Raw genomic sequence first — 14,069 nt, 5'->3', positions numbered from 1 at the left:
GTTATCTCGCCTTCGCTATCGCTTCGCGTAATTCGTTCTTCTGGACCTTGCCGGTGGTGGTGCGAGGCAGGGCGTTCACCAAACGCACCGATTCCGGCCAATACTGTCGCGCCATCCCGAGGGTGTCGAGATGCGCACGCAACGCATCGAGGTCGAAACCGCCGCCCTCCTTGGGCACCACAACCGCGCAGGCACGTTCACCCAGTCGCTCATCGGGGATTCCGACCACTGCGACGTCGGCAACGCCCGGGTGTGCAGACAGCGCGTTCTCGACTTCCAGCACGGGGATGTTCTCCCCGCCCCGAATGATCATGTCCTTTACCCGACCGGCAATCCGCAGGTTTCCATCGGTGCGGATCTCGGCGAGATCACCGGTGTCGAACCAGCCTTCGGCATCAAGGGCCGCCTCGTACAGATCATGGCGGGGGAAGTAGTCGACGCACTGTGAGGCCGATCGAATCCACAACTTGCCCACGGTTCCCGCCGGCTGCGGCACACCGGAGTTGTCGGTGATCTTCAGCTCCACCCACGGCAGCGGGGATCCGTCGGCCTGATCGGCTCCGGCACCCGGCCGGGTCATGGTGCAGACACCGTTCTCGGTCATACCCCACGCCATCGACACCTCGGCCCCGAGTTCGGTGCGGACCCGCGCCCGCACCGAGTCCGGCACGGCCGCGCCGCCGCTCTTGAAGGCGCGCAACGGCGTGACATCTCGCTGCAGTCGCTGCTGGGCAATGCACAGGTCCAGCATGAATGGGGTGGCGCCCGAGGCGAAGGTGACGCGGTGGTCACTGATCAGCGACAGCGCCCGCTCCGGATCCCACTTGTCCAGGTACACCGCTGTCATCCCCTCGGCGAGCGGCATCACGCAGCCGCCGAGGAACGCAGTCTGGTGGGCCATCGTCGACGGCGCGAGAACCACATCGTCACAACCGAGTTCGGCGGCGATCGCGGTGGCGCGGTAGGCGGCGTAGAGCGTGTTGAAAGTGTGCACCACACCTTTGGGTTCGCCGGTGGTCCCCGAGGTGAACTGCACCTGCGCCACCGAGTCCGGTGCCACCTGGGCAGGCTCGTCGGTTCCGGAGGCCGGCAACTCGGCAGACAACAGCGCGGACTCGAACTCGCATGTGTCGCCGCCGCGGCCCACCGTGACCACCGGCACTCCAAGCGCCAGCTCGTTGTACATCGCCTTCACGTCGAAGCCGCCGATCCGGGAGGCGACCACACACAGGGTGCTACCGACCGCCCGGATGGCATGTGTGACTTCGCGTTCCCGGTGAATCGGTAAGATCGGATGCACAACAGCACCCAGCCGGGCGCAGGCGAACACCAGCACGGCGAACTGCCAACAGTTCGGCAGCTGGAAGCTCACCACCGATCCGGCAGTGACGCCGTGGCTGCGCAATCCGGCCGCGCATCGGCTGACCCGGTCGGCCAGCTCGCCGTAGCTCACCGTCACCGTTTCACCGGTGTCCACCTCGTGGGCCACCAGCGCCGCGTGGCCGGGCCGCAGGGCGGCCCAGCGGCGGAAGTCGTTGTCGTAGGTCCGCTCGGCGCGCCACCAATCATGCTCGAGATAGGTGGCGCGCACCTGCGGATCACCGACGGTGCGGACTGTGATCGTCACTCAGTCGACCATCGTCAGGCCGCCGCTGACGCTGAGCACCTGCCCGGTGATGTAGGAGGCCGCATCCGAGGCGAGATAGGTCACCGCTCCGGCGATCTCCGAAGGATCGGCCAGTCGGCGGAACGGGATGGCGCGGATCAACGCCTCCTGGATCTTTTCCGGCTGATCGTGGAACAGCGGGGTGTCGGTGGGGCCGGGTGAGACACAGTTGACGTTGATCTTGTAGCGGGCCATCTCGCGGGCGAAGGCCTTGGAGAACGCGATGACGCCGCCCTTTGCACCGGCGTAGACGGCTTCTCCCATACTGCCCACGCGGCCTGCGTCACTGGCGACGTTGACAACGTGGCCCGGGGTGCCGGCGTCCACCAGATCCGGTACGAAGGTGCGGCACATGGCAAGCACCCCGCCATAGTTGATGTCGATGACGCGTCGCCAGAAGTCGGGCTCGGTACCCAGGAACGGCTGCCCGATGTTCCAGCCCGCGTTGTTGACGATGATGGTCGGCGCGCCGTAGGCGGCGTGGATCTCGGTGCGCATGGCCCGCACCGATTCGATGTCGGCGACGTCACCGGTGAAGGCACCGGCGGTGCCCCCGGCCTCCTCGATCAGGGCGACGGTCTCCTTGGCACGGTCTTCGGCGAGGTCGGCCACCGCGACGCTGGCGCCACCGGCTGCCAGGCGCAGCGCGATGGCACGTCCGATACCGGAACCGGAGCCGGTGACTACTGCGATCTTGCCTTCGAGTTCGCTCATGCTGTGCTTGCTTCCTCCTGTTGTTGCGGCCTTTTCCTGCGGTTCAAGAATGTGGTGAGCAGATCGATGGTCTCGGGGTCGCCGTAGAGTTCCCGGCTTGCGGTCAGCTCACGTTCGTAGCCTTGCGCGCTAGGGGCGACCAGCACACATTCCTTGGCCAGTGCCAGTGCCCGCGCCGGGCGCTGGGCCAGCGTTCGTGCCAACTCGCCGGCGGCGGCCTGCGCGCCGTCGGGACAGTGGTCTGCCAATCCCATCCGGTCTGCCTCACCTCCGTCGACCATCCGGCCGGTGAGCACCAGCTGCCGTGCCTTCGCCCGGCCGATCACCGCCGCCAACCGTTGGGTCCCACCGGCACCCGGCACCAGACCGAGAGTGGTTTCGGTGAGGCCCATTTTTGCCTCTGGCCCAGCCAAGCGGAAGTCACAGGCCAGCGCCAGTTCCAGCCCGCCGCCCAGAGCCAGGCCGTCGATTGCCGCGATGGTGGCCAGCGGCGCCTGCTCCAGCCGATCGAGCACCTGCTGGAAGCGGCGGGCGAACGCCACCATCTCGTCCACCCCGCCGATCCGCTCGGTGGCGGCCTGCAACATGGCGATATCGGCCCCGGCGCAGAACATCTTCGGATTGTTCGACCGCACCACGAGCACCCGGGCTCCGGCGGTCTCGCTGTGTTCGATCGCCGCATCCAGGAGATCGAGCATGCGCATGTCGAACGCGTTCACCGGCGGCCGTCGCAACAGGACGGTCGCTACCGATTGATCGAGGATCAGTTCAATCACAACAGCTCCACCGCCTTTCCTGATAATGAGTATCCTACATATACTATTTGTTCTAGCGGAAGGACATGCCATGTCGCAAGGTCACGAGTGAGCAAGTCGCACCCTTCGCTCGTCGCGATGGTGGCCCTGACCATCGCCGCCGCCGCCGTGGGCGCCCTGCCACTGAACCTCGTCGGCGCCCTCGGGTACCAGATCGAACAGGACCTCGCGCTGTCAGCGGCTGGAATCGGCATCGCTGTCGCCACTTTTCGTTTGGTACAAGGGGTTTCGGCATACAAGCTGGGCGGAATGGTCGACGTGCTCGGCGCACGACGGGCCCTTTGCGTAGCGACTGCACTGACGGTGGTGTGCTCACTGGTCATCACCTTCGGCGCCCGCTCATTGGTCGTGCTGATGCTGGCGATGGCCGTCGGCGGTATCGGCAAGTCGTTGATGCAGCCCGCCAGCAACCGCATGGTGGTGACCGAAGCGCGCGGCGACCAATACGGCATCGTCATCGGTTTCAAACAGGCCGCCGCACCGCTGTCGACACTGCTGGCCGGCCTGGCCGTTCCCCTGGTTGCCATGACGCTGGGCTGGCGCTGGGCTTTTGGCATCACCGCCGTGCTCGCCACCCTGTGCTGCGCGCTGGTGCTGCGGTTCATGACGGAAGAGAAGACCGGAAAAGCCAAGTCCAGCAAGCAGGAACGCCCGCCCCGCAGCGAGTTGCGCCTGCTCGTCATGATCGGTGCGGCGATGGCCTTCGCCAACGCCACCAACTCCATCATCCCGGCATTCTGGGTTCTGGGCGAGACCCGGGCCGGTGTCAGCCCGGCCCACGCGGGTGTGGTCCTGGCGATCGCCAGCGGATTGGCCATCGCGGTACGGGTGTTCAGCGGGATCGCCTGTGACCGATTGCCGGGTGATCCGATGAAATTCTGTGCCGCAATGCTTTTCGCCGGTGCGATCGGAATATCGACGCTGGCCTACGTCGAGTCGGACACCATCAGATCCGTCGGCCTGGTGATCGGCTACGCCGGCGTGTGGGGTTACCCGGCCGTGCTCTGGTACGCGGTGCTGAAACGCTTCCACCGCACCCCCGGCTACGTCACCGGCCAAGTCACCATCTATTCACTGGTGGGTGGCTCGATCGGGCCGGTGGTGTTCGGGCTGATCGCCGACGCCACCACCTACGCCGCGGGCTGGATCCTCACCGCATTCCTGGCCGTTGCGTCCGCGGTCATCATGGCACTGTGCTCGCCGCGGATGCGCGCGTGATCTCCGTAGCAACAAACCCAGGACACTAGGAAGCAAGCCCCAGCAGGCGAGGAAGCAGCATCGAGACATCCTCGACGTACGTGAGCAGCATCAGCATCGCTATCAGCACTGCGAGCATTGGCAACATCGGTCTGATCACCCGTTCGATAGGGAGTTTGGCCACCGCTGCCGCTGTACTCAGGACAAGCCCGATGGGTGGAGTGATCAGACCGATCGCCAAGTTTGCCGCCACCAGAATTCCGAAGTGAATTGGTTCGATTCCGTATGCGACGGAGATCGGCGCCAGGATCGGCATCAAGATGAGCAGTGCGGGCACGCCATCCATGATGAGGAAGATGACCTGCACGATGAACAGGAAGGCGAACGGACCGGGTATGTCGATCGGCCGGGCGCGCTCGCTACTGCTCGGTGCGCGCAAACGGCTACATTCGACGCCATGCCCTCCGCCGGGAACACCACACGCCATAAGCGCTTCTCCCTCGTCCTGCTCGCCGGGTTGACCGTCGCCGCTCTCACCGCGTGCGACACGACACCGCCGGCGGCCGCTCCGCTACCTGGCGACACGCCACGCCAGGTCACCGTGATCGGCTCCGGGGAAGTGGAAGGCACCCCCGACACCTTGACCACCAACGCGTCGATCAGCTTTGTCGCCGACGACGTCACCACCGCGATGAACCAGACCAACCAACGCCAGCAGACCGTCATCGACGCCCTGGTGGACGCCGGGATCGACACCGGCGACATCGCCACCACCGACGTCAGCCTGCAACCGCAATACGGACCCGACGGAGCCGGCACCGTCGTCGGATACGAGGCCCGCAACTCGATCAACGTCACCATCCGCGACACCGCAGTCGCATCCCGGGTGCTGGCGCTGATCGTCTCCAACGGTGGCGATGCCACCCGCATCAACTCGGTGAACTTCTCCATCGCCGACGACTCTCAACTGGTCAAGGATGCCCGCACCCGGGCATTCGACGACGCCCGCGCACGCGCCGAGCAGTACGCCGGACTGTCGGGGATGGAACTGGGGCAGGTCATCTCGATCTCGGAGGTCAGCGGTGGCTCCGCGCCGCCGTCACCCATGCCGATGGAGCGGGCGATGGCCAGCCAGGTCCCGCTGTCCCCCGGACAGCAGACCGTGTCCTTCTCGGTCACGGTGAATTGGGAGCTGCACTGACCTGCACGGAGAACCCGTTGAGAACCGCGGTCCCCGACAGCGGATCGAGACGGGTCCCGTCGTTGAGCGCATTGACGTTCACGCCGGGCTGGACGGCCGCCACCGTCAGTCGGGTCCCGTCCTGTCCATGACCCCAGCCGTGCGGAATCGATACCACCCCCGGCCGGATCGTGTCGGTCACCTCGACCGGCACCGTCAACTCACCGGCCGGCCCCTTCACGACGGCGAACTCGGAGAGTCCGAGCCGGTGAGCATCGTCGGGATGGATCTGCAGGGTGCACCGATTGGTGCCACCGGCGAGCGCGGGCACATTGTGCATCCAGCTGTTGTTCGAACGCAGATGGCGACGGCCGATCAGCACAAAGTCGGCCGGCACCCCGCCCAGCGCACCCGAAAGGCGGGCAGCGTCGGCCACCAGCGCTGCAGGCGCGAGTTCGACTGTGCCGGAGACGGTCCGCAATACCCCGGGGAGCCGGGGCTGCAGCGGACCCAGATCGATACCGTGCGGGGCCGCTTTCACCTTCGCCAGGTTGATCCCGTCCGGGCGAGCACCGAACGCATCCCCGTACGCGCCCAGTCGCAGCATCATGTCGAGCCGCCGCTCGTAACCGGGCCCCTCAGGCAGCATGGCGGCCAGATCGACCGGATCCCGGCCGGACACCGGTGACTGCAAATCGGCCGTCTCCTTGGCCAGCGTCATCGCGATCACCTGTTGATCGGCCAGCGCCGGATCGGCGTCGACACCGGCTCCGAGAATCAGCAGCGCCAATCTGGACAGGATCTCCGGCTCCGTCGGGCGGTCCCTGACCGGCAGCACCGGCGGCGAATACCGGACGTTGTTGCGGACCGCGAGGTTGTTGAGCACAAAGTCGAAGTGCGCGGCCTGCGAGGGTGGGGGCGGCGGCAGCACCACGTCGGCGTGCCGGGTCGTCTCGTTCAGGTAGGGGTCGATGCTGAGCATGAACCCGATCCCGTCCAGCGCGGCCGCCAGCCGCCGGCCGTCGGGCGCCGACAGCACCGGATTGCCCGCCACCGTGATCAGCGCCTCGATCCGGCCGTCGCCAGGGGTGTCGATCTCCTCGGCCAGCGCGGTGGCGGGGAACTCGGAGGAAACCTCGGGATGGCCCGCCACCCGGCTGTGCCAGCGCCCGGTGACAAACCCGCGCCCAGGCTTCGGTGGCCGTGGCGCCGGCGCGGTGGGCCCCAGCGGGAACATCACCCCGCCCGGCCGGTCGAGATTGCCGGTGAGGATATTGATCACGTCGATCAGCCAGCTGCCCAGGGTGCCGAACTCCACCGTCGACGTGCCGATCCGGCCGTACACAGCACATCGCGGCGCGGCGGCGATCGAACGCGCCAGGTCGCGGATGTCATCGACCGTGAGCCCGCAGTACGCAGCGACGACCGACGGCGCAAAGTCGGCTGCCAGCTCACGTACCTGTTCGACACCGGTGACATGACGGGCGATCCCGCCCAGCTCCGGTGACACCAGGCCTTCGGCGAACAGCACATGCACTACGGCAAACAGCAGCGCGGCGTCGGTTCCGGGCCGCGGCGCCAGATGAGTGTCGGCCAGCTCGGCGGTGCGAGTGCGGCTGGGATCGATCACCGTGAGGCGGCCACCGCGGCGGCGCAGCAACTTGAGCTTGCCGCCGAAATCCGCGGCGGTGGCCACGCTGCCGTTGGACACCAACGGATTGGCCCCGATGACCACCAGATGGTCCGTGCGGTCGATATCGGGCACCGCAAAGGCGAAGGCGTTCCCGTACAGATAGCCCTGCGCCACTTGTTTGGGCATCTGGTCCAGAGTGCTGGCACTGAACACGTAGCGGGTCCCCAGCGCTTTGAGGACCAGCGGTGCGTACAGCGCGCCTGCGATGGTGTGCGCGTTCGGGTTCCCCAGATACACCGCGACCTGAGCACCCGGGATCGGTCCGAGACCGGCGGCGACGGCGTCGAACGCCTCCGCCCAGGACACTTCCACCAGATCGCCGTCCCGACGCACCAGCGGCCGCGTCAACCGGTCCGGATCGCTGTCCAATTCACCGAAACTAGCGCCCTTCGGACACAGGAAGCCGCCGCTGAACACATCCTCGCGGTCTCCGCGCGCGCCGGTGATCCGGGCGGCTCCGCCGGTGTCACCGATCGTGAGGACCAGACCGCAGGTCGCCTCACACAGTGGACAGATACGCAGCGCGGTCCGGGACATGGGACTCCCTCAGTGGGTGTACACCTTCGGTTCCAGTGTCCCGATATAAGGCAGGTCGCGATACCGTTCGGCGTAATCCAAGCCGTAACCGACAACAAACTCGTTGGGAATGTCGAACCCGACGTAGGTGATGTCGACGTCCGCGCGCACCGCTTCGAGTTTGCGCAGCAGCGTGCACACCCGCAGCGAGCGAGGATGCCGGGTCGCCAGATTCCGCAACAACCAGGACAGCGTGAGACCGGAGTCCACGATGTCCTCGACGATCAGCACGTCCCGATCGTTGATATCGCGATCCAAGTCCTTGAGGATGCGCACCACCCCCGACGACGAGGTGGACGATCCGTATGAGCTGACGGCCATGAACTCCAGCTGAGTGGGCAGCGGGATCGCCCGGGCCAGATCGGAGACGAACAACACCGCACCCTTGAGCACCGTGATCAGGAGCAGATCCTGGTCACCGCCAGCCTCGCGGTAGTCCGCCGCGATCTGTGCTCCGAGTTCGGCGGTCTTGCTCCGGATATCTTCTTCGGACAGCAACACCGATTTGATGTCCCCTGGATACATCTCGGCAGCACGCTCAGGCACGTCCCACACCCTAGTCCGGCAAGGCGGCCAGGTGACAACCGGCGCAGGCTTCAGACCGGGTGCCGATCGAGCACCAGGCGGCCGTCGCGACGAACGGCGAACAGTCGCTGATCCCGGACCCGACCGGGCACCGCCACTCCCCCCTGCCCGCGCCAGTGGGTGATCAGCCGCTCGGCCGCCCGCAGTTGTTTGTCCGTCAGGCCGACCGCCCCACCGCCGAGCAGCCACAGCCGGATGACCCGGCGCCGGACCGCGGACGGCAACCCGCAGAGCTCGGCTACCGCCAATCCGTCGCCGGACCGCGCGCGCTGCCACCCGTCGTCAGCGAGAGCGTCGAGGACGTCACCGTCCTCCTGTAGAGCGGCGGCGGTACGTGCCAGCGCCGCCGCCACCCCCCCACCGAGGATCTCCTCCAACAACGGCAGCGCCTCCGCCCGCAACCGGGATCGGGTGAACCGCGGGTCGGCGTTGTGCGGGTCCTGCCAGGGGGTCAGTCCGAGTTCGGCACAGGCCGCTTCGGTGTCCTGACGCCGGATCGACAACAACGGCCGGCACCACGGCGGGTCGCAGGGCCGGATGCCGGCGATCGACCGCGGACCGGATCCCCGACCCAGACCCAGCAACACCGTCTCGGCCTGATCGTCGAGAGTGTGCCCGATCAGTACCAGCGCGCCGTCGCGAGCCTGGTCCAACGCCGCGTACCTGGCCGTGCGCGCCGCCCCTTCCGGGCCACCGTCCGTCCCCACGTTCACTGAAATGACCTGCGCTTCAATACATCCCAGATCACGAGCGTGGGCCGCAGCAATCTCGGCAACCGTCCGGGAGCCCGGCTGCAATCCGTGATCGACGATGAGTGCCGTCGTCGGCAGCACCCGCGCCGCCGCCGCGGTCAGTGCCAGTGAGTCGGCGCCGCCGGACAGCGCAACACACCACCGGTCCGCATCACCGGCATAACCACCGGCGAAAGCGGTTACCGCGGTGACGATCCGGTTCAGAGAACTCTGTCGATCCATTTCTCAGGCTGATCGATCTCGTCGGGACGCGGCAACGTCGCACTGCTGGTCCAGATCGCGTTGAAGCGGTCCATACCCACCCGGCCCACCACGTCGTCGACAAACGCCTTGCCACGCGTGTACTGCGCCAATTTGGCGTCAACCCCGAGCAGGGACCGCAGAATACGTTGCAGCGGAGGCTGTTTACGCTTCTTGCGCTGCTCGAAACGGTGACGGATGGAAGCCACACTGGGCACCACCGCCGGGCCCACCGCATCCATCACATGATCGGCGTGACCTTCCAGCAGCGTCCCGAGCACCAAGAGCCGATCCAGGGCTTCTCGTTGCTCGTCGGACTGCACGGCCCGCATCAACCCGAGAACCCCCTGGGAGTCCGGACCGTCGTCGACGCCTTCGCGGCGCCGCTTCACCAAGTCGGCGAGTCGGCCGACCACCTTGGTGACATCCTCGCCGCCCTCCCGGGTCAGCGTTGCCAACGTCGACGACATGTAGCCCGCCAGCCACGGATTGGCGGTGAACTGCACCCGGTGAGTCACTTCGTGCAAGCACACCCAAAGACGAAAATCCTTGGGGGGCACCCGCAGCTGCCGTTCCACCGCGATGATGTTGGGATACACCAGCAGCAGCCGGCCGCCACCGTCCTGCGTCAGCGAGACAAACGGGTCGTACTGGCCGAGGATGCCGGAGGACACGAACGCCAGCACCGCACCGGTCTGGGCACCCGTCACCCGCCCGGTCAGGAATCCCGGCGGGGTGGAGTCGCTGCCGCCGGTCATGGCCCGCATCGATTCCGTGGCGGCCTCGATCCACTCCGGCCGGTCCACGATGCGGGCATCCGGGACCGGCCCATCAGCACTGAGCCCGGTGACGTCGCGAACCGGCGGTTCAGCCGCCCGCGACGACGCCGCGAGTTCGGCGATCGCCTGATTACGGGTGTATTCGGTGACCGGCGCCGCCGACCGGGCGAGTTTGGCGCCGACCGTGGCCGCAAAACCCCAGTCGACGGCCTGCCCGATAGCCGGGTCGCCCGCGGCCGGACTCACTTGTCACACCCACAGGCGCGCAGGGTGGCGGCCAACACGTCGAGCGCGACCCGGCCCGTCGGCCCCGCATCGTTGGAGATGAACGCAAAAGTCAGCACGCGGCCGCTGGCATCGGTGAGCACACCCGCCAAGGTATTCGTGCCCGTCAGCGACCCGGTCTTGGCACGCAGCCATCCGGCGGCCGAACCGGTCACGTCATCGGAGTATCGGTTCGACAGAGTGCCGCTGCCACCGGCGACCGGCAGTAGATCCAGCAACGGCCGCAGCCGCGGATGATCCGGCCCGGCCGCTGCGCCCACCACCTCGTCGAGGGTGCGGGCAGTCAGCCTGTCGTCGATCGACAACCCGCTGGAGTCGAACAGTCGCGCCCCGGCGAGGTCGATGTCGATGCCACGCAACTCATCGAGCACCGCGTCGGCGGCACCGGCGAAGCTCAGCGGCCGCCCGGTGGCGGCCGCCACCTCTCGACCGATGGTTTCGGCCATCACATTGTCTGAGGCACCCATCATCTGCCGTAGCCGCTCCATCAGCGGGGCCGACTGCACCGAGGCGAGTTCCCGGCCCCGCTGCGGCCCGGCCGCCAGGGTGACCGTCGCCGGATCGACCCGCAGCGCCGCGGCCAACGCCTGGCCCGCATCCAGGGCCGGTGTCCTAGAACGCCGGGAATCGAAGCTGGTCGGCTGAGTACGTCCGCCGTCGAGCATGACCGATTGGATCGGGGCGATATCGCCGCCGTCGATATCGGCGGGATCCCAGCCCGGCGCCATATCCGGCCCGGTGAACAGGGATATGTCGACCTGTACGGCCGTCACCTGCACCCCACTCTCCCGCACCCCGGCCGCCAGGTCGCTGATCCGCGCAGCGTCGCGGTACCAGGTGTCCTCGTCGGCGGCAGCCGCCGACAACACCGGGTCGCCACCGCCGACCAGCACCACCACACCCGGGCGTGCTCCCTCGACAACCGAGGTGGTCAGGCGCGCGTCGCGATCCAGGGTGAGCAGCGCGGCGGCCGCGGTCAGCGACTTGTTGGTCGACGCCGGTTGCATCGGCGTGTCGTCGCGCTGGCTCCACAGCTCCTCACCGGTATTGGCATCGGTGATCCGGCCGGTCAGATTGCCCAGATTCGGATCCCCAAGCGCCTCGGCCAGCGCCCGCGCCAACCCGGCCTGCGTGGGCGCCGGCGCCCCGGACGCCACCGGAGTGACCGCAGGCTCCACGGTGACCGGCGCCGGCTGCGCCGTGATCTGCGGGTCCGGTTGCCTGCCACCGGCGGTCACAGCCGTGACCGCCACGACCGCAGCAACGCCCACGAGCACAGTGGCGCCCACCGCCAGATGGGTGGACCTTTTCCAGCTCGAGGGCCACCGGGTAGCACGCATGCACTGCAGAGTATCGCTCCATTAAGGTTTGTCCCGACGACCAGAGACCCCCAGATGTCTCACCAAAGGCGAAGGAGCCGTGCGGCGTGGAATTCGACGTCACTATCGAAATCCCGAAAGGGCAGCGCAACAAGTACGAGGTGGATCACGAAAGCGGGCGAGTGAGGTTGGACCGCTATCTCTACACCCCGATGGCTTATCCCGCGGATTACGGCTTCATCGAAGACACCCTCGGCGAGGACGGCGATCCGCTGGACGCGATGGTGCTGCTGCCGGAGTCGGTGTTCCCCGGCGTGCTCGTGGAAGCACGGCCGATCGGCATGTTCAAGATGGTCGACGAGGCCGGCGGTGACGACAAGGTGCTGTGCGTCCCGGCCGGTGACAAGCGCTGGGACCACATCCAGGACATCTCCGATGTCTCGAGCTTCGAACTGGACGCGATCAAGCATTTCTTTGTGCACTACAAGGACCTCGAGCCCGGCAAGTTCGTCAAGGCCGCCGACTGGGTGGGCCGTGAGGATGCCGAGGCTGAAGTGGTGCGCTCGATCGAGCGATTCAAGACCTCGGACCACTGACGCGGAGCTGAATTTCCACGGCCGTAACACGCCGTAACGCCGGTGTGGTTTCCGGCTCCGATCATGGATCTGTGCTCATGCATCAGGGGGTTGGCCTCGAGACGTTCAACACGACGTCCGAGAAGCGGGCCGTGCACGCGCTCTTCGAATGCTGCAACAGTGTGGGCCTGGCCCGCAGCCTGGCGCACGGGCGGCCCTACGCCGATCACGACGCACTGTTCCGGCGCGCGGACGCGATGCTGTTCTCGCTTCCCGACGCCGCGATCGACGAGATCCTCGAGGCTTATCCGCAGATCGGGGCCAGGCCGGGCAGCGTCAAGTCCGCCGCCGAGCAGTGCTCGGTGTGGAACGACGACACCTCGGTGATGGCGGAGTTGGATGCCGGCGCCCTTCGCTACCGCGACCGGTTCGGGTTCATGTTCGTGATGTACGTCGGCGGGGCCAGCTGCGCAGAGGTGGCGGCCGCACTGTCCGACCGGATGCACAACGACAGCGAGACCGAGCTCAAGGTCGTGCGCAACGAACTCGCGAAGATCAACCGCACCCGCCTCGAGCGCATGCTGGGACCCGAAGGTGGCTACCAGAACTGGTGACTGGGCTCGTCCCGGTGGGCCCCCTGGCACCGGCCTGCAGACCGTGCGCAACAGGTGGGAGACCAGCGCCTGAGCCGGGCGCCAGTCACTCGTGGGTGAGCTCCTCATCGTGGGCGAAGTCGGTTTCGACATGCCGTCCCGGATCCACTGGATCCGGCGGGTGATAGTGGCGCGAACGCTCCCAGTCGAAGTCGAATGTCGACTTCAGCCGCGCCACCGCCTCCGGTGCGGCCACCAGGATACCCAGCTCACGGCGCAGATCAAAAGCGCTGCGGTCGATGTTCATCGATCCGACGAGGGCGCGCGCATCGTCGGCGATCAGCAGCTTTGCGTGGACCCGCAGGTTCTTCTGCTTGTGCACCTTCGCCCCGAACACCCGCAAGGTGCGCAGCGAGGCGAACGTGTCGAGAATGTCCCAGTCGCTGATACCGTGCCGGCCCCCACACAACACGTGCACTTTGACGCCCCGGCCGGTGGCGGCCACCAGCCGGTCCAGGATCACCGCGTCGACGTATTTCGGGTGCTGGACGTCGAGGCGATACCGTGCCGAGTCGATGAAATCAGCCATCTGCAGACGTGAGTTCGAGTTGCTCCACAGCAATCCCACATCCCTGCCGGGTTGCCAATCCTGGTTGTTCCAGTCGGCATCGAAGACCTCGACGATCTGCGCCACCTGCTGCAGATCGCGGGTGATCACCCCGTAGTCCCGGGTGCGGGTGAAGTATTTGTCCATCAGGTTGTACGTGGCCACCATTGCCGCGACACCGTCAACGACAATCGATTTTTCATGTGTCACATAGAATTTCGAGCTCGACCACTGCACCTCGACCCCGGCGGCCCGGAGCTGCTCGAAGGTCTCGTCGTTGGCCCGGGAACCACTGGAGCGCTGCGGGTTCAGCATCACGCGAACCCGCACACCGGCCCGCCTGCGCTCGATCACCGCGTCGATCAGCGCCGGCTGGGTGAACGTGAACTGTTTGATGAGCAGCGTCGTGCTGGCGCCGGCGATGAAATCCCGTACCGGGCCGACGCCGTCGTCGGGTTCGACGATCAGCCCGGTCACCGTAGAGTAGGCCATA

Annotated in this window: 14 protein-coding genes; 4 read left to right on the top strand and 10 right to left on the bottom strand. The window is 66.8% G+C overall.

Features of this window, described 5'->3' with window-relative positions; genetic code table 11:
* Position 1 precedes the first annotated feature (1 nt).
* The 3 genes from WBB07_RS20560 to WBB07_RS20550 are packed head-to-tail and all read right to left on the bottom strand — an operon-like array spanning position 2 to position 3,156.
* On the bottom strand, positions 2-1,627 hold the full coding sequence (locus WBB07_RS20560) for an AMP-binding protein (protein ID WP_526310205.1): 1,626 nt from the start codon (positions 1,625-1,627) through the stop codon (positions 2-4).
* A complete protein-coding gene (locus WBB07_RS20555) occupies positions 1,628-2,380 on the bottom strand; it encodes an SDR family NAD(P)-dependent oxidoreductase (RefSeq protein WP_526310204.1) in 753 nt (250 codons plus the stop codon).
* Entirely contained in the window at positions 2,377-3,156 is a 780-nt protein-coding gene (locus tag WBB07_RS20550) for an enoyl-CoA hydratase/isomerase family protein (RefSeq protein WP_526310203.1), read from the bottom strand. The genes WBB07_RS20555 and WBB07_RS20550 overlap by 4 nt, the downstream gene beginning before the upstream one ends.
* A gap of 87 nt (positions 3,157-3,243) precedes the next feature.
* On the opposite strand from WBB07_RS20550, the gene WBB07_RS20545 reads away from it, so the two are divergent.
* Positions 3,244-4,413 (top strand): MFS transporter, encoded by a 1,170-nt coding sequence (locus WBB07_RS20545; RefSeq protein WP_526310202.1) that lies wholly within the window; start codon positions 3,244-3,246, stop codon positions 4,411-4,413.
* Positions 4,414-4,438: 25 nt separating this feature from the next.
* Here WBB07_RS20545 and WBB07_RS20540 read toward each other — a convergent pair whose 3' ends face one another.
* A complete protein-coding gene (locus WBB07_RS20540) occupies positions 4,439-4,879 on the bottom strand; it encodes a TRAP transporter large permease subunit (protein WP_526310201.1) in 441 nt (146 codons plus the stop codon).
* Between WBB07_RS20540 and WBB07_RS20535 the strand changes: the two genes are divergently transcribed.
* A complete protein-coding gene (locus WBB07_RS20535) occupies positions 4,850-5,593 on the top strand; it encodes an SIMPL domain-containing protein (RefSeq protein ID WP_526310200.1) in 744 nt (247 codons plus the stop codon). The genes WBB07_RS20540 and WBB07_RS20535 overlap by 30 nt on opposite strands.
* Here the strand turns inward: WBB07_RS20535 and WBB07_RS20530 are convergent.
* From WBB07_RS20530 to dacB, 5 genes are all read right to left on the bottom strand, one after another.
* Positions 5,568-7,802 carry a molybdopterin-dependent oxidoreductase gene (locus tag WBB07_RS20530; RefSeq protein WP_526310199.1) on the bottom strand — a complete coding sequence of 745 codons (2,235 nt, stop codon included), beginning with the start codon at positions 7,800-7,802 and terminating at the stop codon, positions 5,568-5,570. The two genes, WBB07_RS20535 and WBB07_RS20530, sit on opposite strands and share 26 nt — an antisense overlap.
* A gap of 9 nt (positions 7,803-7,811) precedes the next feature.
* Positions 7,812-8,366, bottom strand: a complete 555-nt coding sequence (gene hpt, locus WBB07_RS20525; RefSeq protein ID WP_526310240.1) for a hypoxanthine phosphoribosyltransferase — start codon at positions 8,364-8,366, stop codon at positions 7,812-7,814.
* Positions 8,367-8,437: 71 nt separating this feature from the next.
* A complete protein-coding gene (tilS, locus tag WBB07_RS20520) occupies positions 8,438-9,400 on the bottom strand; it encodes a tRNA lysidine(34) synthetase TilS (protein WP_526310198.1) in 963 nt (320 codons plus the stop codon).
* Positions 9,379-10,443 (bottom strand): Rv3626c family coenzyme F420 biosynthesis-associated protein, encoded by a 1,065-nt coding sequence (locus tag WBB07_RS20515; RefSeq protein WP_526310197.1) that lies wholly within the window; start codon positions 10,441-10,443, stop codon positions 9,379-9,381. The genes tilS and WBB07_RS20515 overlap by 22 nt, the downstream gene beginning before the upstream one ends.
* Positions 10,440-11,822 (bottom strand): D-alanyl-D-alanine carboxypeptidase/D-alanyl-D-alanine endopeptidase, encoded by a 1,383-nt coding sequence (gene dacB / locus WBB07_RS20510; protein WP_526310196.1) that lies wholly within the window; start codon positions 11,820-11,822, stop codon positions 10,440-10,442. Before dacB ends, WBB07_RS20515 begins: the two co-directional genes overlap by 4 nt.
* A gap of 86 nt (positions 11,823-11,908) precedes the next feature.
* On the opposite strand from dacB, the gene WBB07_RS20505 reads away from it, so the two are divergent.
* The gene (locus WBB07_RS20505) at positions 11,909-12,397 is read left to right on the top strand and encodes an inorganic diphosphatase (protein ID WP_526310195.1); all 489 of its coding nucleotides are present in this window, start codon (positions 11,909-11,911) and stop codon (positions 12,395-12,397) included.
* A gap of 77 nt (positions 12,398-12,474) precedes the next feature.
* Positions 12,475-12,990, top strand: a complete 516-nt coding sequence (locus tag WBB07_RS20500) for a 2-oxo-4-hydroxy-4-carboxy-5-ureidoimidazoline decarboxylase (RefSeq protein WP_526310194.1) — start codon at positions 12,475-12,477, stop codon at positions 12,988-12,990.
* 85 nt (positions 12,991-13,075) lie between these two features.
* On the opposite strand, the gene WBB07_RS20495 is transcribed toward WBB07_RS20500, so the two are convergent.
* The gene (locus WBB07_RS20495; RefSeq protein WP_526310193.1) at positions 13,076-14,068 is read right to left on the bottom strand and encodes a phospholipase D-like domain-containing protein; all 993 of its coding nucleotides are present in this window, start codon (positions 14,066-14,068) and stop codon (positions 13,076-13,078) included.
* Between the last annotated feature and the right edge of the window lies 1 nt (position 14,069).

It is taken from the genome of Mycobacterium sp., assembly GCF_049647605.1.
GTDB lineage: Bacteria > Actinomycetota > Actinomycetes > Mycobacteriales > Mycobacteriaceae > Mycobacterium.
Note: the sequence above shows the minus strand (reverse complement) of the source record. Positions and strands in the feature narration are given on the sequence as shown.